The sequence below is a fragment of the Rheinheimera mangrovi genome (genome assembly GCF_003990335.1).
In the GTDB taxonomy this organism is placed as follows: Bacteria; Pseudomonadota; Gammaproteobacteria; order Enterobacterales; family Alteromonadaceae; genus Pararheinheimera; species Pararheinheimera mangrovi.
The window spans coordinates 1,225,939-1,245,632 of sequence record NZ_CP034683.1 but is presented as its reverse complement, the minus strand read 5'-3'; the positions used below and the strand labels follow the sequence as shown (position 1 = coordinate 1,245,632).

The 19,694-nt window shown below is 47.2% G+C and carries 17 protein-coding genes; 7 read left to right on the top strand and 10 right to left on the bottom strand.

The window, feature by feature from the left end:
• Window positions 1-53: 53 nt before the first annotated feature.
• Complete coding sequence (gene aceB / locus EK374_RS05650) at window positions 54-1,658, bottom strand: malate synthase A (RefSeq protein ID WP_127020948.1); 1,605 nt, start codon at window positions 1,656-1,658, stop codon at window positions 54-56.
• A 221-nt stretch (window positions 1,659-1,879) separates the two neighbouring features.
• Here aceB and EK374_RS05645 point away from each other — a divergent pair, with 221 nt between their 5' ends.
• Together EK374_RS05645 and EK374_RS05640 are read left to right on the top strand one after the other, a co-directional pair.
• Window positions 1,880-2,521, top strand: coding sequence for a DUF2726 domain-containing protein (locus EK374_RS05645; protein WP_127020946.1), 642 nt, complete (start codon window positions 1,880-1,882; stop codon window positions 2,519-2,521).
• 185 nt (window positions 2,522-2,706) lie between these two features.
• Entirely contained in the window at window positions 2,707-2,907 is a 201-nt protein-coding gene (locus tag EK374_RS05640; RefSeq protein ID WP_127020944.1) for a hypothetical protein, read from the top strand.
• A 123-nt stretch (window positions 2,908-3,030) separates the two neighbouring features.
• On the opposite strand, the gene EK374_RS05635 is transcribed toward EK374_RS05640, so the two are convergent.
• Complete coding sequence (locus EK374_RS05635) at window positions 3,031-3,981, bottom strand: carbohydrate kinase family protein (RefSeq protein ID WP_127020942.1); 951 nt, start codon at window positions 3,979-3,981, stop codon at window positions 3,031-3,033.
• Window positions 3,982-4,175: 194 nt separating this feature from the next.
• On the opposite strand from EK374_RS05635, the gene EK374_RS05630 reads away from it, so the two are divergent.
• Window positions 4,176-6,101, top strand: coding sequence for an amylosucrase (locus tag EK374_RS05630; protein WP_127020940.1), 1,926 nt, complete (start codon window positions 4,176-4,178; stop codon window positions 6,099-6,101).
• Window positions 6,102-6,218: 117 nt separating this feature from the next.
• Here EK374_RS05630 and EK374_RS05625 read toward each other — a convergent pair whose 3' ends face one another.
• A complete protein-coding gene (locus tag EK374_RS05625) occupies window positions 6,219-7,160 on the bottom strand; it encodes a LysR family transcriptional regulator (protein WP_127020938.1) in 942 nt (313 codons plus the stop codon).
• Between the two features lie 116 nt (window positions 7,161-7,276).
• On the opposite strand from EK374_RS05625, the gene EK374_RS05620 reads away from it, so the two are divergent.
• Together EK374_RS05620 and EK374_RS05615 are read left to right on the top strand one after the other, a co-directional pair.
• Complete coding sequence (locus EK374_RS05620; protein ID WP_127020936.1) at window positions 7,277-8,479, top strand: MFS transporter; 1,203 nt, start codon at window positions 7,277-7,279, stop codon at window positions 8,477-8,479.
• Between the two features lie 153 nt (window positions 8,480-8,632).
• Complete coding sequence (locus tag EK374_RS05615) at window positions 8,633-9,517, top strand: sugar phosphate isomerase/epimerase family protein (RefSeq protein ID WP_127020934.1); 885 nt, start codon at window positions 8,633-8,635, stop codon at window positions 9,515-9,517.
• Between the two features lie 60 nt (window positions 9,518-9,577).
• On the opposite strand, the gene EK374_RS05610 is transcribed toward EK374_RS05615, so the two are convergent.
• From EK374_RS05610 to EK374_RS05580, 7 genes are all read right to left on the bottom strand, one after another.
• On the bottom strand, window positions 9,578-10,336 hold the full coding sequence (locus EK374_RS05610; protein WP_127026456.1) for a 3-keto-disaccharide hydrolase: 759 nt from the start codon (window positions 10,334-10,336) through the stop codon (window positions 9,578-9,580).
• A 65-nt stretch (window positions 10,337-10,401) separates the two neighbouring features.
• The gene (locus EK374_RS05605) at window positions 10,402-10,950 is read right to left on the bottom strand and encodes a gluconate 2-dehydrogenase subunit 3 family protein (RefSeq protein WP_127020932.1); all 549 of its coding nucleotides are present in this window, start codon (window positions 10,948-10,950) and stop codon (window positions 10,402-10,404) included.
• Between the two features lies 1 nt (window position 10,951).
• A complete protein-coding gene (locus EK374_RS05600; protein ID WP_127020931.1) occupies window positions 10,952-12,643 on the bottom strand; it encodes a GMC oxidoreductase in 1,692 nt (563 codons plus the stop codon).
• Between the two features lie 109 nt (window positions 12,644-12,752).
• The gene (locus EK374_RS05595; protein ID WP_127020929.1) at window positions 12,753-13,655 is read right to left on the bottom strand and encodes a hydroxypyruvate isomerase family protein; all 903 of its coding nucleotides are present in this window, start codon (window positions 13,653-13,655) and stop codon (window positions 12,753-12,755) included.
• Window positions 13,652-14,884 (bottom strand): nucleoside permease, encoded by a 1,233-nt coding sequence (locus tag EK374_RS05590; RefSeq protein WP_127020927.1) that lies wholly within the window; start codon window positions 14,882-14,884, stop codon window positions 13,652-13,654. The genes EK374_RS05595 and EK374_RS05590 overlap by 4 nt, the downstream gene beginning before the upstream one ends.
• A gap of 51 nt (window positions 14,885-14,935) precedes the next feature.
• Complete coding sequence (locus EK374_RS05585) at window positions 14,936-15,994, bottom strand: sugar phosphate isomerase/epimerase family protein (RefSeq protein ID WP_127020925.1); 1,059 nt, start codon at window positions 15,992-15,994, stop codon at window positions 14,936-14,938.
• A gap of 67 nt (window positions 15,995-16,061) precedes the next feature.
• The gene (locus tag EK374_RS05580; RefSeq protein ID WP_127020923.1) at window positions 16,062-17,228 is read right to left on the bottom strand and encodes a Gfo/Idh/MocA family protein; all 1,167 of its coding nucleotides are present in this window, start codon (window positions 17,226-17,228) and stop codon (window positions 16,062-16,064) included.
• A 363-nt stretch (window positions 17,229-17,591) separates the two neighbouring features.
• On the opposite strand from EK374_RS05580, the gene EK374_RS05575 reads away from it, so the two are divergent.
• Window positions 17,592-18,605, top strand: coding sequence for a LacI family DNA-binding transcriptional regulator (locus EK374_RS05575; RefSeq protein ID WP_127020921.1), 1,014 nt, complete (start codon window positions 17,592-17,594; stop codon window positions 18,603-18,605).
• A gap of 32 nt (window positions 18,606-18,637) precedes the next feature.
• Window positions 18,638-19,531 carry a sugar phosphate isomerase/epimerase family protein gene (locus EK374_RS05570; RefSeq protein ID WP_127020919.1) on the top strand — a complete coding sequence of 298 codons (894 nt, stop codon included), beginning with the start codon at window positions 18,638-18,640 and terminating at the stop codon, window positions 19,529-19,531.
• Window positions 19,532-19,694: the final 163 nt, after the last annotated feature.

Here is a 19,694-nt window from a genome sequence, read left to right as displayed (position 1 = left end):
CACGAAGTAAAAAGGCCACAACTGTGGCCTTTATTATCCGGTTTGCCTGACGATCAGGCGGTTAATAACTCATAAGCTGGCAGGGTCAGGAAATCAACCAGTTGATCCGCTGTGGTAATTTGCAAAAGTAGTGCCTGAGCCCGCTCAAACTGCTGCTGTTGCCACAACGCCTCTCCTACTTCTTCTCGCACCACAGCGGCTTCTTGCTGCAGCATTTGAGCAAACAAGTCTTTGGTGACCAACTGGCCATTGTTTAAGCTTTTACCGTGTTTAATCCACTGCCAAATAGAAGTACGGCAAATTTCCGCCGTCGCCGCATCTTCCATCAGGCCATAAATAGGCACACAACCTTTGCCGCTGATCCAAGCTGCTATGTACTGTAAAGCTACGCGGATATTGATGCGCATACCGGCTTCAGTGCGCTCACCAGCGCTTGGCGCCAATAAATCGGCGGCAGTCACAGGTGCATCGTCAGAGCGGCTGATATGCAGTTGATTGGTTTTACCACCCGTCAGGTATTTATTAAACACTTCATTAGCTGTCGCAGCTAAACCCGGATGCGCCACCCAGGTGCCGTCATGACCATTGCTGGCTTCGCGCTCTTTATCGGCCGTTACTTTGGTTAAAATCGCCTGGTTCGCAACAGGGTCTTTTGCCGGAATAAAAGCCGCCATACCGCCCATAGCCAAAGCCCCGCGCTTGTGGCAGGTTTTAATCAGCAGTTTGGAATAGGCCGATAAAAACGGCTGGTCCATAGTAACCACCTGACGATCCGGCAGTACACGGTCAGCATGATTCTTTAAGGTTTTGATATAACTAAAAATATAGTCCCAACGGCCACAGTTCAACGCCACAATATGCTCACGCAGCGCATACAGAATTTCGTCCATTTCAAACACAGCTGGCAAGGTTTCAATCAGTACAGTAGCGCGGATAGTACCAACAGGCTGGTTGAATTTGGCCTGAGTAAATCTAAATACTGCATCCCACCAGGCGGCTTCTTTGTAACTTTGCAGCTTCGGCAGGTAATAATAAACACCAGAACCTTTGGCTAAACGGGTTTGGTAGTTATGGAAAAAATACAAGGCAAAATCAACCAAAGAGCCAGGTACAGCCTCGCCATCTACTTCTAAATGTTTTTCCCACAAGTGCAAACCACGAACCCGTGCTATCAATAACGCCTGCTTATCCCGCAGCGCATATTGTTTGCCTGATTGTGGGTCGCTGTAGCTGATAGTGCCTAAATTAGCATCACGTAAGTTGATCTGACCTTCGATCACACCATCCCAGCTGGGTGCCTGCGAGTCCTCAAAGTCGGCCATAAAGACTTTTACGTCAGCATTTAAGGCGTTAATGATCATTTTGCGATCCACTGGACCGGTAATTTCTACCCTTCTGTCCTGCAGGTCAGCCGGAATTGCCGCCACTTTCCAGTCACCGCTACGAATATCAGTTGTGTCAGCACGGAAATCCGGCAAAGCGCCTGCATCATAATGCGCTTGTTCGACGCTACGCTGTTGCAACAATTGCTTTAAAGGGGCACGAAACTCGCGGGTCAGCTCTACAATTAGACGGCACGCTTCTGGCGTTAATATGTGTTGAAATTCTGCCGGCAGGCGGCCTTTGATCTCTAATCCTGCAGTGTTGCTGCTTGTCATTCTGGTGATCCTTGTCTGTAGCAATAAGAGTTCTTTTCACTATAAGCCGAACCCAGCCCAATCCCCACCATTTCAGCCATCAATAGTCTATATGGCAAACATTCAGCAAATTTATACCAATTAGAGCATTTAATCTAACTTATTGGCACAGCTTATGCTTTAACCCCTATGCAGCCACCTCACCTGAGCTGCAAGAGTCAAAAGTTTGTCGGAGGTCATTAATGGAAGTTTTAATTTTAGTATTAGCCGTGTTGGTTGTGGTTGCAGCTTTTTTAGCCAGCCGCTTTATGAGCCATGGCAATCCTTTTCCATTTAGTAAGAAAAGCAGCCTTTTTACTCAGGTCGAACGTTCTTACCTGAACATGCTGGAACAAGCGGTGAAAGGAAAGTACAAAGTAATGAACAGAGTGAAAATGGCCGACATTCTGGAACTAAAAAACAATGTAGACGCCAAGTCCCGTATCGCTGCTTCAGTCAAACTGAATGCCAAGTATCTGGATTTTGTCCTTTGCGATCCAGCCGATATGAGCATTGTTGCTGTGGTTGATCTGGTGAATAACAACAGTAAAGACGGTCATAAAGCAGTACCTGACTGGTTTGTCAGCGGTGCTTTTGAAGCAGCAGGCATTCCTTACGTTCGGATGAAAATTAAAACTGGCTATACCATAGCGGATATTCAACAAGGTTTAGCAGCTAAAATTGGTCAAAGTGGTTTAAAACCAGAACCTTTATTAAAAGGCACTGTGAAGAAAAGCCCAACCCGGCCGATACGCCCTTTAGAACCAGTGGTGCAGGCCAATACTTTACCTTCGATTATTCCGGAGCGTAGCATTCGTTCTCAATCAACGGCCATTATCCACTAGCAGAAACACTGCTGCAAAGAGTTCAACAACTTCAGGCATTTGGAACATAAGTCACTCCGCTCGCCTAAAGACCGAAGCCGCTCGCTGCAACGAGCGGCTTCATTTTTTTCCGATCCTGAAAATAATTCTAAAGTCCGCGATCCTTTTGCCGATATGTTGTATGGAAACATGGCATGGGAGTGACTATGACACAATCCGTAGGCTCAGCTGCAGTCAGCCAGAGCTATGAACTACTGGGTGCCAGTCTGGCAAAATCCCAGCAAAAACAGGAAGGGAGACAAACTATGCAGTTGCTGGAAAGCGCTGTAACTTCGTCTCCGGCATTGCAGTCGCCAAGTCCGGGTCCTGTCGGCAACCTGGGTCAGAATATTGACATCTCAGTATAAAAAATCGTCAGGAACGATTTTTAACACTGCGAAGCAGTGGCCCAAAGGGTGAGCGCCATGGATGGCTGCAAATAAAAAAGGGCTAACGAAAGTTAGCCCTTTTTATTTTCGAAGAAAACATCATTAGTCCCACTCTTGTGCTGTAGGTAAAGCAGCAAAAGCACCATATTTCTGACAAGTTAACGAGCCTGCCTTAATGGCTTTTTCAATCATTTGCCGGCGCAGTTCTTTGTGGTTGAGTACATTAGCAAAGTTGAGCCCCTGCGTCAGTTGCATAGCCACCTGATTCAACCAGGCGCCAACAAAAGCATCGCCTGCTGCGGTTGTATCCAACACAGGAACTGAGGAAACTGGCACAGAAAACGAATCTATGTTGCTGTAACTTTGTACTTCATTAGCACCAGCTGTCACTACCAGCCAGGCCGGGCGAAACGCCAGAATATGCTGCAACCAGTTCTCTGTACTTTGGCCATCGGCAAGATATTCCAGCTCGTCTTCACTTAATTTCACTAGATCAGCCATTTCCAGCAATTGGATCACCAACTCTCTGCAGGCTTTGCCTTCACTCCATAAGTTGTGACGTAAATTAGCGTCCACCGAAACCAGCCAGCCATGTTGTTGCGCCAGTCGTACCAAAGCAAAACTAGTTTGCGCTATATCAGGTTCGGTCAGACTGTTAGAGCATAAATGCAGAATGCCTTTTTGCAGCCAAAGATCGCTTGGGCAATGCTCTACTTTATAAAGTAAATCTGCGGCTGGCGGTCGGTAAAAAGAAAAACTGCGATCGCCGTGATCATTTAAAGCCACAAAAGCAAGAGCGGTTTTAGCATCCAGAGTTTGACGCACTGCGCTGCAATCGACACCGTAACTTTGCAGCTCCTGCAACAAAAAATCACCGAACATGTCCTTGCCCAACATGCCAATAAATTTGCTATGTCCGCCTAATCTGGCAACAGCTACAGCCACATTGGCAGGAGCACCACCAGCAAAACGATGAAACAAGCCAGGCTGGGCTTTGTCCTGCAAAAAGTCGATCAGTACTTCACCAAAACAACACACAGGTGTCTGCTTCATCTGCATTATTCCTTTTGAGTGAGACCAGAAAATATCATCACATTCTAAAACGTTTCAGTTCGATTCTAGCTATTTAACACCCCGGTGTAAATGTTCAACACAAAATTTAAACATTTCGCCGCTAAAAGCCTTGCCAAAATATGAAAAATGAAGTTTTATTAAGCATATCACACTGCAGTCGCGGAACAGTTCACATGCAAAAAACTACAGCACAGTTACTGGATAATCCAAAGCTGTTGCAATTTGAAAGCAAAAAAACACTTAAACGATTAAGTCAATCTTTAAAAGCTGCAGCAAAAGACAGCTGGCCAGAACTGCATAACAGGCTGGAACAGCAACTGCCCGCTTTGCTTGAGCTTTATCTGAGTTTATATGCTGATCATTACGACTGCTATTATCATCTGGAACAGCTTTTAAAACTGCTGGCTAAAAGTGCAGCTCAGCGTCCGGTTTATTTACGTAAGGAAGATGCTGAACCACAGAACTGGCACAAAGACGCCACTGTTTTAGGCGCAGCTTGTTATGTCGACTTATTTGCTAAAGACTTTCAGGGCCTTTCAGAACGTATTCCCTATTTAAAGCAAAGTGGCATTAACTATCTGCACCTGATGCCACTATTTAAAGCCCCGGAGCCAAACAGCGACGGTGGTTATGCCGTCTCTGATTATCGCAGCACCATGCCTCAACTTGGCTCGATGCAGCAGTTAGCCGATTTGATGCAGCAGTTACATCAACAAGGCATTAAGCCGGTATTGGATTTTGTTTTTAACCATACATCCGACGAACACCGCTGGGCGGAAAAAGCCAAAGCTGGTGATGCAGAGTACCGCGACTTCTACTTTTTCCTAACCGAACAGGAACGTGACCTGTTTGCACCAAGCTTACGTGAGATTTTCCCGGAAATTCGCCGTGGTAGCTTTACTCAGGATAAAGCCTCTGGTTTATGGGTCTGGACTACCTTTAACAGCTTTCAATGGGACTTAAACTACGCCAATCCGGCGGTATTTAATGCCATGGCGGAAGAAATGTTATTTCTGGCCAATCAGGGCGCTTCGGTACTGCGCTTGGATGCGCTGGCTTTTGTCTGGAAACAAGCAGGCACAAACTGCGAAAATCTGCCTAAAGCCCACACCTTAATCAAAGCTTTTAATGCTGTAGCCCGCATCGCGGCTCCGGCTTTGCAATTTAAATCTGAAGCTATAGTGCACCCGGATGAAGTGGTGAAATACATAGCGCCGGAGGAATGTCAGCTGTCGTACAACCCGCTGCTGATGGCACTGCTGTGGGATAGTTTAGCCACCCGCAAAACCAACTTATTAACTGCATCCTTAAGTAAACGTTTTGCAATTCACCCTCACTGCAGCTGGGTGAATTACATCCGTTGCCATGACGATATCGGCTGGACATTCGATGACAGTATTGCCTGGCAACTGGGTATTAATCCGGATCATCACCGCCAGTTTTTAAATCAGTTTTATACGGGTCAGTTCGAAGGCAGTTTTGCTGCTGGTGTGCCTTTTCAGCAAAACCCTGTCACAGGTGATTGCCGGGTAGCTGGTATGTTGTCATCGTTGGCTGGGGTGGAAAAAGCTGAAATAGACAAAAATCCACTGTATCTGGAGCATGCGCTACAGCGGATTTACCTGCTCAATTCAGTCATTTTAAGTATCGGCGGTTTGCCGCTGCTGTATATGGGTGACGAACTGGGCTTAAAAAACGATTACAGCTATGTGCTTGATCCTGCGAAAAAAGACGATAGCCGTTGGGTAAATAGAGTTGCGGTATCAGAATCTCAACTGGCACTGGCGAATACAGCAGACTCGTTATCTGGCCGTATTTATCAGCAATTACAGCACTTGATCCAAACCAGGGCACAGTTACCACTGCTAGGTTCAGGCAGCACAGAAATACTACGGGATGACAATCCACATCTGTTTTTATACCAACGTCAACTGGACGGAAAACGCCTGTTGGCTGTGGTGAATTTTTCTGAACATATGCAGCTTTGCAGCTCATTGGCAGGCCAGTTATGGTTCGACGAACTGACAGCTCAGAAGCTGCCAGCTGGTCAGTTGCAGCTTTTACCTTATCAGGTGCTGTGGTTAACACCAACACACTAAGAGCCGATTCCCTGATAACACCTCCCCGGGTGTTTGACTTTTGAAGCCCCTGCAAAGGGGCTATTTTTCTGGCTACAGCCTTTGTAATAGACAGCTCCTTTCGCCCAATACGACCCGCTATCCAGCCGTAGGTGCTCTGGTCCCGGCTATACCTGGCATAGCTTCACGGATCAGCTGTAAAAATTTACGAAGCCGGGCCGGATAATAACTGGCGTAAGGGTACATCAAATACACAGGTAAAGGCGCGGCACACCACTGGGGCAACAAATGCACCAGCTTGCCTTGGGTTATATCGTCCTGCACTATCCAGGCTGAGCAAACCCCTACTCCCAAACCGGATAAAATTGTGTTGCGCAGCGCAAACAAGCTGTCGGTGCTGAATTTTGGCTGAAACTCCAGCTGATGGCTGGCATTGAGCTGACTACTTTTTAACAGGATATGGCTGCGGTAAAAACTACTCAGCGCCAGCCAAGGCAAAGTGGCAAGCTGCTCTACCCTACTGATCTGTGGATAGCGAGCCAGCAGCTCTGGTGATGCAACAACAAAACGTGGCACCTCGGCTAATAAAACCGCCACCATAGAGGTATCGGTAATTTCTCCGACGTGAATAGCGCAGTCTATGCCATCGTGAATAAAGTTGGGCGAATGGTCATTCAACTGCCAGTCGACACTCATCTGTGGGTATTGATCCAAATAACGCACCAAAGGCTCAATCAACTGCTGTTGACCAAAAGCATGAGGCGCCCTTACTTTCAAAGTCCCGACAGGTTCATCTGACGCTTGTTTTAAATCGTCTTCCAGTTCATTCCAACAGTTGATCAGTGTTTTGGCATGTTGATAACAACGCTGGCCATCGTCCGTTAACTTCATTGCATGAGTAGTGCGCAGCAGCAGTTTTACCCCAAGCAGGCTTTCCAGCGTCTGTAAGCGCCGGCTGATGGTTGGTTGTGTCGTATGCAGCTGAGTAGCTGCTGCAGATAAGCTGCCGCTTTCCACTATACGCACAAAGCTTTGCATCAGGTCTATACGATCGATGCCAGAATTTTTAAAAGTGCTCATACGCTATACGTATATCAGTTTTACTTTGGCTGTGGCTACCACTTGTTATCCCTATGCTGAAAAATACTCGCTCAGAACAATATTCCTCCAGCAAATCTGGATTTTGAGGTTGAGTGATGTCAGCACAAGACGTATTACACAGCGCAGAAATAAAGCCCTTGTCCCGTCAGACTATTTTTACTCTGGCGACAGGCGCAGGTTTAAGCGTCGCGACTATTTATTACAATCAGCCGTTGCTTGGGTTGATGGCTCAGGACTTACAGGCCAGTGTCAGTCGCACTGGGTTTGTCCCCACTTTCACCCAAATAGGCTATGCGCTGGGGATTCTGCTGTTGGTGCCTTTAGGCGATAAATTCAACAGACGATACATTATTTTGCTCAAAAGCCTGTTGTTGAGCTTAGCCCTGTTGATTTGCTCGCTGATGCCAGCTGTTGAAGGTCTGCTACTGGCCAGCCTCGCTATAGGTATTCTGGCCACTATGGCACAGGATATAGTGCCTGCCACTGCAGCTTTAGCCCCAGCTGAACATAGAGGTCGAACTGTAGGCACAGTGATGACCGGATTATTAACCGGCATTTTATTGTCCAGAGTATTAAGTGGCACTGTTGGCGAGTATTACGGCTGGCGTTTTATGTACGAACTGGCAGCTCTGAGTATTCTGCTGATTGGTTTTCGGCTCTGGTGGTTATTGCCTGATTTTGCTGCCGACACCCAACTGAGTTATCCGGCGCTGTTGAAATCTATGGCCGGGCTCTGGACCAAATATACCAATTTGCGCCGTGCTGCTTTATCCCAGGGTTTATTGTCTGTCGCCTTCAGCGCTTTTTGGTCAACTTTGGCGGTGATGCTACACACAGACTTCCAATTTGGCAGCGCAGTGGCTGGTGCCTTTGGTTTAGCAGGAGCTGCAGGGGCTTTAGCTGCGCCTTTGGCTGGTGCTATCGCTGATAAACAGGGGCCGGAGCGTGTCACTCAATTTGCAGCGGCTTTGGTGGCTTTATCTTTCGCTGCTATGTTTTTACTACCACTTCTGCCAGTGATTGGCCAGATCGCCTTGATCCTGCTGAGCGCTATAGGTTTTGATTTAGGTGTACAGGCTGCACTTATCGCTAATCAAACTCTGGTGTATGGACTGGAGCCTCCGGCCCGAGGCCGCTTAAATGCGCTGTTGTTTACCTCTGTATTTATTGGTATGGCTGCAGGTTCAGCACTTGGCAGTACAGCACTTTCGCAGTTTGGCTGGACTGGCGTCATCAGCCTGGCCACTGCAGCTGCACTAGCCAGTTTACTGGTCAGATTAAAGGCTAAATCCGGTTAATTTTATGCATTGGGCTGCATTACTGCAGCCCATTTATTTCATCCAGTAGTTTAATCCGCCAAGAACCTGCCAACTAACGCATTTAGCATTGATCTATAAGCTAAAATCAAGCACTCTGAAACCGCTTCCAATGACAATAAAAAGGACAGGGTTATGCTTTTTTTAAAGAAAAAACTGACAAAAACCGCACAGGTACTCAGCCTGATTTTAGCAAGCACTGCGGCAGGCTTCAGCTATGCCGATACAGCGCCAGTTTCTGCCACAACACCTCAATTGAGTGTGCAGTTATGGTCAGTCAAAGATGCGATGCAAGCCGACTTTGAAGGCACACTAACTAAACTCGCCGCTATGGGTTTTGATGGTGTTGAGTTTGCAGGCTTTTTTGGCAAATATGCCAATGACCCTGCTGGTTTAAAAGCTTTTTTAAACACACTTGGCTTAAAAGCTTCAGGCGCTCATGTGCCTTTTGAAAAGCTTAGCCCGGAGCAACTTGACGCCACAGTGGCTTTTTACAAAGCCATAGATTGCCATTATTTAATTATTCCAATGGATCAGCGTGCTTTTACCGTCGAAGGTGCCAAAGCTGTGGCCGCTGATTTAGCCGCAGTGCAGGAAAAACTGACGCCACATGGCATGCATGTCGGTTATCACAACCACAAACCTGAAATGCTCGGTGAAATGGGCAAAACCCCATGGGATGTAATTGGCAAAAACACCAATAGCAAAGTGATTTTGCAGCAAGATGTCGGCTGGACTGAAGTAGCAGGCAAAGATCCGGTGGATTTTGTCAAAGCTTATCCGGGCCGTACTATCACCACTCACTACAAAGCTTCGGCGCCAGAGCCAGGTAATACTGAAGATCCAATTATTGGCAAAGACACAACTGACTGGAAAGCCTTAATCACCGCCAATAAAACTATAGGTGGCACTCAATGGCTGGTGGTGGAACAGGAATCTTACCCTCAAGGTATGACACCGATGCAAAGTGTGGAAGCTTCACTGAAAGGCTTGCAGGCTATTATTGCGGATATGAAGTAACAACAGGTTTTGCTCATAAAAAAGGCTGGTATCAACCAGCCTTTTGTCATAAAGACACAATTAGTCCAGCTTACGAACCCAGATATTGCGGAAACTGACACTGTCGCCATGATCCTGCAATTTCAGTGGCAAGCAGCCATGCGCTTTGACTTGCGGCGCACCTATCCATTCTGTGGTGCCAGCAATTTCAGTATGGTTTTGCAACAACACACCATTGTGCAGCACTGTGACATAACCAGGCGATAAGCGTTTTTCACCGTCAAAACGTGGCGCTTTGTAGATAATGTCGTATTCCTGCCACTCGCCCGACGGACGGGTTGCATTGGCTAATGGAATAGTCTGTTTGTAGACAGCACCAGCCTGACCATTGGGATAGGTTTTATTCTGGTAGGAATCTAAAATCTGGATTTCGTACATTTCCTGTAAAAAGATACCGCTGTTGTTACGCAGCTGGCCTTCTTTATCCATCCGGTCTTTACCAACACGCCATTCCAGATGCAGCTGAATATCGCAAAACGACTCCTTGCTGCGGATATCGCCGGTACCAGGTTTTACCGTTAACACACCGTCCGTCATAGTCCACTGAGCTGCGGCACCAGTATTGACTGAGGTCCACTGTGACAGGTTTTTATCCAGCAGTTGTATCGCATCTGAAGGCGCCTGGCCTTCTGCTGCAGTGACTACAGGCGGCACTGGAGTCCAGACTTCAGTTTTAGCAGCTAAGGCATGACGCTCGGCATCTGTTAACTTGCTCAGATCCGTGGCGGCCATCACAGCTGTGCTTAAGGATAAAGCGGCGCCAATCCATACATATTTCATCATAGTTACCTTTAAAAAAGGCGGACTAAGCCGCCTGATTAAACACAGGAAAAAGCGAAGCCGGATCAGGTCGCCCAGGCGCGATCGCCTTTTTTATACGGCATATTGCCGTCATAACGGCCTGGTACTGCGACATAACGCAGCACTTCAGTGGCTCCGACTTTAGAGGTGAAAAACACCATCAGTGTCAGCTGTTTTACCAAGATAAAATAATGAGGTGCCGGGCCTGAAGCTTGTTTGGCTTCCTGATCCAGCTTCGACAGTAATTCATGTTTCTGCGCCGCAGTCAGTTGCATAAAGTCTTTGCCAAACTGCTTTTTCGCTAAGGCTTTAATGCTTTTTAAGCCTTCAAAGAAAATAGTTTGTTGCGGCAAATCGTAACAATCAGCCACCATCACCGCCATTGCAGCACCACAGCCCGCCTCTTTGGCACCTGGCGTGTCGGTTTTTGGCAAAATGGTTTCGGCAATTTCATCCAAAAAGGCGATATCTGACTGGGTAAACAGTGCTTTACCCGCATCCGCTGATTTCTGATCTGCAGCCCATAAATCGCCGCCAACCATAGCCATACCGGTTGCGGCCGCTATCATTTTCAAAAGGTCGCGTCTGTCCATATTACAGGTCTCCTTTTTTCAGCGCGTCTACAGCATAAGCCGCAGCACGGGCTGTCAGCGCCATATAGGTTAAAGACGGGTTCACACAAGAAGCTGAGGTCATAGCAGCACCATCTGTGATAAAGACGTTGGGTGCATCCCACACCTGGTTAAAGCCATTCAATACCGAGGTCTTAGGATCGCGACCCATACGTGCAGTGCCCATTTCATGGATACCTTTGCCCGGATGGCATTCACCATTAAAACCCTGAACGTTTTTAGCGCCGCCAGCGGTAAGGATATCGATACCATCCTGCATCATATCTTTACGCATCTTGATTTCGTTGGCTTTCAGTTCAGCGTCCATTGCCAGCACTGGTAAACCCCATTTGTCTTTGACAGTACGGTCTAACGAAATTTTATTGCTGTGATCCGGTAAAATCTCACCAAAACCACTCATACCTATAGTCCAGGTACCAGGTTCAGCTAAAGCGTTTTTCAGATCGGCACCTATGCCCATCTCAGCCACGTTTCTTTGCCAGCCCTGACGACTGGCTGCGCCCTGATAACCAAAACCACGTAAATAATCACGTTTATCACCGCCCCAGTTACGGAAGCGTGGGATATAAAAACCTGTAGGACGACGGCCAAAATAGTATTTGTCGTCAAAACCTTCGATTTCACCAAAAGCACCAGCATTTAAGTGGTGGTCCATCACGTTGTGACCCAGCTCTCCGCTGCTGCTACCCAGACCACCTTCCCAGATATCCGTGGCTGAGTTCATCAGCACCCAGGTCGAGTTAAAGGCGGACGCATTCAGAAATACTATTTTGCTGGTGAACTCGTAAGTCTGCATAGTTTCGCTATCCAGCACTTCCACACCACGGGCGCGTTTTTTGTCTTTGTCATACAACACTTGAGTGACGATAGAAAATGGACGCACTGTTAAATTGCCGGTTTTCATCGCCACAGGCAAAGTCGAAGACTGAGTACTGAAATAAGCACCAAAAGGACAACCCAACCAGCATTTATTGCGGTATTGGCAATTAACGCGGTTTTGTTCAGGTTTAGGCTGCGAAATGTTGGCTGTACGGCCACAGATCAAATGTCGGGTGCCACCAAAAGCTTTTTTCAGTCGTTCAGACACAGACTGTTCCACTATGTTCAGAGGAAAAGCAGGCAGGTACTGACCATCAGGTAATACGTCCAGACCATCCCTATTGCCTGAAATACCAGCAAAACGCTCGACATAGTCATACCAGGGCGCCAGATCCTTGTAACGGATAGGCCAGTCGACCGCTATGCCTTCTTTTAAATTGGCTTCAAAATCAGCTTCGTTTAAGCGGTAACTCTGGCGACCCCATAACAAAGAGCGTCCGCCCATATGATAACCACGGAACCAGTCGAAGCGCTTTTTCTCGACATAAGGCGAATCCTGATCGCTGGCCCACATGCCGTAAGTGCTTTCGTTGAGCGGATAATCCCGCTTTAACACCGGATGCAGTTCCTTCATTTTTACTGTGGCTTTGTCGCGATGCGGGTAGTCCCAGGCCTCTTTAAAAGCATTGGTGTAATCTTTGATGTGTTCAATATCGCGGCCACGTTCTAACAATAAAACTTTCAGGCCTTTTTCGGTCAGCTCTTTGGCGGCCCAGCCACCGCTGATGCCAGACCCGACCACTATGGCGTCGTAATGATTCTGCGCAACTGTCATCTGTTGTCCCCTGTTGGGCGGGTTTTGTACCAGTCATCTCTGAATGACTTTAGCTACATGCCCTGTTTTCATTATGATTGGCGAAGCGGTCAGGCCGCTTCGTCTCGGTTTAAACGTCACAAATACGAATAGCCTGAGCCAATGACTGCGCCCTGCCTTCTTTGGTTTTTGGTGTTGGTACAAATTCCTGCGCCAGATAGCCGGTAAAGCCTATGTCACGAATAGCGCTCGCTATAGCAACATAGTTCAGCTCCTGCGAGTCATCAATTTCATGGCGGCCCGGCACGCCTGCAGTGTGATAGTGGCCAAAATATTGATGGTTATCTTTGATAGTGCGGATAATGTCACCTTCCATAATCTGCATATGGTAGATGTCATATAAAAGCTTAAAGTTCGGCGAGTTCAATCGTTTGCAAAGCTCAATAGCCCAGGCTGTGCCATCGGCCAGATAATCAGGGTGATCGACTTTGCTGTTAAACAGCTCCATTTGCAGCACCACACCCCGCTTTTCAGCATGAGGTAAAATCTGTTTTAAACCAGTGACTGCATTTTGTAAGGCGATTTCTCTGTCCATACCACGGGCATTGCCGCTAAAGCAGATCAGGTTTTTGTAGCCTGCCTCTGCCACTAAATCTATGTGTTTTAAGTAGCGTTTAATCAGCTCTGGGTGAAACTTAGGATCGGACCAGCCATCGACCAGATTCAGCTCTGCGCCATTGCACATGGAGCTGTCCACGCCATGTTTTTTCAACACAGGCCAGTCTTCAGGACCCACTAAGTCTATCGCATTAAAACCTAAAGACTTCACCAGCAAGCAAAGCTCTTCAATGGATAAGTCACCATAAGTCCAGCGGCTGACTGAATGACGGATATTGCCTTTCAGTGTGCCGGCTGTCGCAGGCGCCGCAGCTGCAGCACCTGACAGTAATAAACCTGAACCTAAGACCGAAGCACCAATAGCACCAGCAGCCAGTTGTTTTAACAACTCACGACGTGGAAGTTGTGGCTTCATGGCTGTTTGTCCTCGGCTTGCTGCAATGGCTCGTTTTTGAAAATCAGCGCAAACAGCACCAGCACAACACCAGCAAAAGCAGCTGGGAATAACCAGATGGAAGTCCAGTCTGTGGCTTCAGCACTGGTGTAAGCCTGAGTGATTTGACCTGCCACGCTAAAGCCTATCAGCATACCTATACCGTAAGTCGCTAAAGTGATCAGGCCCTGTGCAGCACTGCGAATTTTAACGCCCGCTTTGCTGTTGGTATAAATCTGGCCCGAGACAAAAAAGAAGTCATAACAAATACCATGCAGTGCTATACCAATGACCAGCAACCACACTCCTTGACCTGCATCACCATAAGCAAACAGCACATAACGTAAAACCCAGGCCGCCATGCCTAATAATAAGGTCCAGCGAATACCAAAACGATTCAGAAAGACAGGTAAAGCCAGCATAAATAACACTTCAGACACTTGCCCTAAGGTCATTTTACCTGTGGCGTTTTCAACACCAATTCCGGTCAGGAAAGGGTTGGCATTCTGGTAATAAAAAGCCAGCGGAATACAAATTAGCACTGAGGCTAAAAAGAACAAGGCGAAGTTACGGTCTTTCAGCAACGCTAACGCATCCAGCCCCAGCAACTCACCTAATTTTAATTGTTGGCCACGACCCGCAGGTGGTGTTGCAGGTAAAGTAAAGCTATATACACCCAACACCAAGGACGCCACAGCACACATCAGGAAGGTATTTTTCAGCGCGCCATCAGCTATAGCCTGCTGAGCATCCCAGCCAAAGGCATAACTGATCACCAAACCAGCAGCTATCCAGCCAATAGTGCCCCAAACCCGGATTTGACCAAACTCCAGTTCAGGTTGTTTTAATTGACCAAAAGAGACTGAGTTCACCAGTGCCAACGTTGGCATATAGGCCAGCATGTAGCCTAAAACCAGTGGATAAAAGGTTGTAAAATCAGCGGCCTGATACATCAGGTACATCAGCACAGCGCCTACCAGGTGCAAAATACCCAATAAACGTTCAGCGTTAAAAAAACGGTCGGCAATTAAACCTACGATAAAGGGCGCAATAATGGCCCCCCAGGATTGAGTCGAAAAGGCCATGCCTGTTTGTGGACCAGTGGCCTGCAGGTTCTGGCTTAAAAAAGTACCTAAAGTGACAAACCAGCCACCCCAGATAAAAAACTGTAAAAACATCATGCTGCACAAGCGTATTTTTATGCTGTTCATTCTATTCGTCTTCCCCGTTATGTAAGAGCGGTGCTTATTGTTTTTATGCGATTACGGCTTTAACCCCAAGATCCGACGATTACGCGCCTCGTCTGTTTTAGCGCCAGCGAAGTCATCAAAGGCTCTGCCAGCTTTTTCAATCAGGTGAGACGCGATAAATGGAGCCCCTTCGCGCGCGCCCTGGGTTGAATCTTTTAAACAACATTCCCATTCCAGCACGGCCCAACCATCGAAATCATATTGAGTTAACTTGCTGAAAATACTTTTAAAATCAACCTGACCGTCACCTAAAGAACGGAAACGTCCTGGTCTGTTGACCCAATCCTGATAGCCGCCATAGACACCGCTGCGACCATTAGGACGGAACTCAGCATCTTTGACATGAAACATTTTGATTCTGCTGTGATAGCGGTCGATAAAATCTAAATAGTCCAATTGTTGCAACACAAAATGACTTGGGTCGAACAAAATATTAGCGCGCGGATGGTTATTGGTGGCGGCTAAAAACATCTCAAAGGTAGCGCCGTCGTGTAAATCTTCTCCCGGGTGAATTTCATAACAGACATCCACACCAGCTTCGTCAAAGGCATCAAGAATTGGCAACCAGCGCTTGGCAAGTTCTGCAAAACCCTGCTCTACCAAACCCGCAGGACGTTGTGGCCATGGATAAACCAAATGCCACAATAAAGCGCCGGAAAAAGTAGCGTGAGCTTTTAGGCCTAAATTCTGACTGGCTTTGGCGGCAAGTTTCAGTTGTTGCACTGCCCATTCGGTGCGCTCTGCAGGTTTACCACGTAAAGCTTCGGGTGCAAAGTTATCAAACAGCTCGTCATAAGCAGGATGCACAGCGACAAGTTGGCCCTGTAAATGAGTCGACAGTTCAGTGATTTCAACACCAGCAGCGCGGCACTGAGCCTGAATATCGTCACAATAAGCCTGACTGGTCGCCGCTAATTCCAAATCAAAAAAGGCCGGATTATTAGTCGGCACCTGAATGCCTTTGTAGCCTAAATCTGCAGCCCATTTGGCCATGCTGACCACGTGGTTAAATGGTGCTTCGTCGCCCATAAACTGTGCCAAAAATATGGCAGGCCCTTTCATTTTACTCATCTGTAGTCCTAGAGCCAGCACACTGGCTAATCAAAAAATTGAACACTGCTTTGCACTCGCGAGCGGCTTAATCTATCGCAGGAATGGACAGCCATTTTTCTTCGCTGTGCTGACTGCTACTGACAGTTTCAATAAATGCCATACCCCGCATACCGGCTTTAATACCAGGCACACCAGTTGGAGTCCCTTTTTCTCCAGAGCGGATAGCTGCGGCAAAATCACGGTATAAATTACCCATAGCTTCCAGATAACCTTCAGGATGACCAGCAGGTAAACGACAACGACGTGAAGCTTCTGCACCTAAACCCGGCTGACCTGCTCCGGCACGCAATAGCTGCACAGGAGCGCCATGAGGTTTAACAAGCAGTGTATTAGGTTCCATCTGGTGCCATTCCAGCCCGCCTTTATCACCATAAATACGGATTTTTAGTGCGTTTTCTTCACCGGCACAAATTTGGCTTGCGAGTAGCACACCACTGGCACCGCCGTTTGTACGGAACAAAGCTGCACCATCATCATCAAGACGGCGGCCAGGCACATGGCTTTTGAGTTCAGCACAAAGCTCGGTGATATGCTGGCCACTGATAAATTCCGCCATACCAAAAGCATGGGTACCAATATCGGCCATACAACCACTGGCCCCTGCCTGAGCAGGATCAGTACGCCAGCTGGCCTGTTTGTTCTGACTGCTTTCTAAATCATCGGTCAGCCAGCCTTGTGGGTATTCAACAAAAATTTTACGAATAGTGCCCAAAGTACCGTTTTGTACCAACTCTTTGGCTTGCCACACCATAGGGTAACCAAGGTAGGTATGAGCCAGACCATATAGACTGTTGCTGGCAATTAGATCCACCGCCAGTTGCTGAGTTTCAGCTAGCGTGACACCAGCTGGTTTTTCACAAAACACATGAAAACCCGCAGCTATAGCAGCACGGCTGATAGGCACATGTAGCTGATTTGGCGTCACTATCACTAAAAGCTGCATCCGCTTATCTTCCGGCAATGCAGCTTCTTTTTGTAGTAACTCTTGCCAGCTGCTGTACAGACGATTCGGATCAACACACAAATCGTCACCAGTACGCTGATTATTGCCGGCATCACGGCTAAAAGCGCCGCATACCAGTTCAATCTGGCCATCTAAAGCTGCAGCATGACGATGTACAGCACCAATAAAGGCGCCTTCTCCGCCGCCGACCATACCCATACGGATTTTTTGCTTGCCTGGGGTTTTCATGGTTTTTCCTTGTGGTTTACAGACACAAACAGACAGTGACTGTAGAACAAAAATTTAAGCTGTAAAAAATGTAACGGATTACATTTTGTGTCGTCAATAGAAAATCCGTTGTTTGTCGCAAATCCTGCACTTTAATTACACAAAAGCTAAAAATGAGCGCACCAAATAAGAGCAATTGCACTAAACCGGATAAGTGCTTTTGTCAAAATCATCTTCACTTTTATAAAAAAGTACTTTATAAATGATATCGGTTACATCCGTATTGAAATAAAGCAACCCGCTGAAGATAAGCGGGTTAAACAGATGCACGGTGTTGAATATACAGATAAAATCCGGAGCAAATCCATAAAATGAAATGCATTCATGTCCAACATTCGTGACGTAGCACAGCTGGCTGGAGTATCAGTAGCCACAGTGTCTCGTGCTTTGCAGCAACCTGATTTGGTGTCGCTGAAAACCCGCACTAAAGTGCTGTCCGCGGTGAAACAGGTAGGTTACAAGCCCAATCTGATGGCTGTGAAATTTCGCTCAGGCAAAACCCGCAATCTGGTCGTGCTTGTGCCTACTGTCGCCAACGTGTTTTTTGCCAGGGTGATCAGTGGTATGCAACAAGCTGCTCACGACAAAGGTTATTCATTGCTGTTATGTAACACGCTAGCCGATGAAGAGATGGAACAAAGTTATGCCCGCATGGTGCATACCTCACAAGCGGACGGTTTAATTCAACTGAGGGCAAATAATCCTTTTGCCCAGTTGGAGATGAAAGCAGGCTCAGTGTTACCTATGGTCAATGCCTGTGAAGTATTAGATCGTATCGCCTGCCCTACGGTGTTATTGGACAACAGAGCTGCAGCCAGTGCTATGACCGAACATTTACTACAGCTGGGTCACAAGCGTATTGCAATGATAAAAGGCCCGGCCCGCAGTCCTTTGACCCGCGACAGGGTGGCGGGTTATCGTGATGCTTTAGATGCAGCTGGTGTCACTTTTGATGAAAGCTTGCTTTATCCTGGTGATTTTACTTTGCAGTCTGGCCATAAAGCTGCCACTGAACTGCTGAACTTACCCAATCCACCTACTGCCATGTTTTGTGAAAACGATGAAATGGCGATAGGCGCTATACAAGGCATAAAACAAAAAGGTTTTGCCGTACCTGGCGATATATCGGTAGCAGGCTTTGATGATATTTCATTTGCAGCCTTTGCCGATCCGCCACTGACCACCATAGCTCAGCCCGCTGAAGAGTTTGGTAGTACAGCAGTTACTTTATTAATAGATTTACTCGAAGGTCGTTTGGGTAAAGCACCTAAAGTCATTTTACCTTTTGACCTTATTCAACGTGCCAGCACAGGTCCTGCTCCGGCAGGGTTAGGCTGACCTTAATCACAGAGCCATCGCAGGAGCAAGCCATGCCATACGACCATTCGACCATAAAACAACAGCCGGAGTTGCTGGATCAGCAGCGGCGACAATTTCTGAAGCTCAGCGCTTTGGGCTTAGGCGTGGCAGGTTTAGGTATGGCATCCCTGCCATTATCTGCAGAACCTACAACCTCAACCGCTAGAGTAGTACCGGGTTTACAGCTCTATACGCTGCGGGATCTGATGGCTCAAAGTGTGGCCGACACTTTAAAACTGGTGGCTGGTGTAGGTTATACCCAGCTTGAATTTGCCGGTTATTACGAACAAAGCGCCACTGAGTTAAAAAAGATTATGGACAGCGAAGGACTCAATGCTCCATCCGCTCATGTCCCTCTGGATGTGATGCAAAAAGATCTGGATAAGGTGATTGAACAGGCTTTAATCATGGGGCACAGCTATCTGGTGTTACCTTATCTGATGGACACAGACCGAAAAACTATTGACCAATACAAAGCCTTAGCGGCGTTTTTAAACAAAGCAGGCGAGAAAATTCGCTCTGCTGGTATGCAACTGACTTATCACAACCACGACTTTGAGTTTGTGAAGTTGTCTGATCAAGTCCCTTACGATGTGCTGCTGAATGAGACAGACGCCAAACTGGTGCAAATGGAGCTGGATTTATACTGGGTGGTCAAAGCAGGCTTAAGCCCACTGGAGTTGTTCGCCAGACAACCTGGCCGTTTCCCACTCTGGCATGTCAAAGACATGGACAAAGCTGGTGGTTTTGCTGATGTCGGCAAAGGTGTGATTGATTTCAAACCTATTTTTGCCAAGGCACAAGCAGCTGGTTTACGCCACGCTTTTGTTGAGCGCGACCAAACCGACAACAGAATAGAAACTATTCGTCAGGGTTTTAGTGCTTTAGGTAAATTATTAAGCTGATGCCACCTTCACACTCATAAAAACAACCGGGCTTTTAGGCCCGGTTATTTTTTATCTGCATTTATTTTTTTACAGTCTTATCTGTCCTCTAGCTGATTATTTTCTGGTCAGACTTGACAGCAGTCAAATTCAGAAGTAAAACGATTAAGAGATGAATTAAAAA

Coding starts and splice junctions, on each gene's coding strand:
- EK374_RS05580 (WP_127020923.1), bottom strand. CDS start 17,228: ATGAAAACCCCAGGCAAGCAAAAAATCCGTATGGGTATGGTCGGCGGC.
- EK374_RS05645 (WP_127020946.1), top strand. CDS start 1,880: ATGGAAGTTTTAATTTTAGTATTAGCCGTGTTGGTTGTGGTTGCAGCT.
- aceB (WP_127020948.1), bottom strand. CDS start 1,658: ATGACAAGCAGCAACACTGCAGGATTAGAGATCAAAGGCCGCCTGCCG.
- EK374_RS05605 (WP_127020932.1), bottom strand. CDS start 10,950: ATGGACAGACGCGACCTTTTGAAAATGATAGCGGCCGCAACCGGTATG.
- EK374_RS05595 (WP_127020929.1), bottom strand. CDS start 13,655: ATGAAGCCACAACTTCCACGTCGTGAGTTGTTAAAACAACTGGCTGCT.
- EK374_RS05590 (WP_127020927.1), bottom strand. CDS start 14,884: ATGAACAGCATAAAAATACGCTTGTGCAGCATGATGTTTTTACAGTTT.
- EK374_RS05640 (WP_127020944.1), top strand. CDS start 2,707: ATGACACAATCCGTAGGCTCAGCTGCAGTCAGCCAGAGCTATGAACTA.
- EK374_RS05625 (WP_127020938.1), bottom strand. CDS start 7,160: ATGAGCACTTTTAAAAATTCTGGCATCGATCGTATAGACCTGATGCAA.
- EK374_RS05610 (WP_127026456.1), bottom strand. CDS start 10,336: ATGAAATATGTATGGATTGGCGCCGCTTTATCCTTAAGCACAGCTGTG.
- EK374_RS05615 (WP_127020934.1), top strand. CDS start 8,633: ATGCTTTTTTTAAAGAAAAAACTGACAAAAACCGCACAGGTACTCAGC.
- EK374_RS05620 (WP_127020936.1), top strand. CDS start 7,277: ATGTCAGCACAAGACGTATTACACAGCGCAGAAATAAAGCCCTTGTCC.
- EK374_RS05585 (WP_127020925.1), bottom strand. CDS start 15,994: ATGAGTAAAATGAAAGGGCCTGCCATATTTTTGGCACAGTTTATGGGC.
- EK374_RS05600 (WP_127020931.1), bottom strand. CDS start 12,643: ATGACAGTTGCGCAGAATCATTACGACGCCATAGTGGTCGGGTCTGGC.
- EK374_RS05575 (WP_127020921.1), top strand. CDS start 17,592: ATGTCCAACATTCGTGACGTAGCACAGCTGGCTGGAGTATCAGTAGCC.
- EK374_RS05635 (WP_127020942.1), bottom strand. CDS start 3,981: ATGAAGCAGACACCTGTGTGTTGTTTTGGTGAAGTACTGATCGACTTT.
- EK374_RS05570 (WP_127020919.1), top strand. CDS start 18,638: ATGCCATACGACCATTCGACCATAAAACAACAGCCGGAGTTGCTGGAT.
- EK374_RS05630 (WP_127020940.1), top strand. CDS start 4,176: ATGCAAAAAACTACAGCACAGTTACTGGATAATCCAAAGCTGTTGCAA.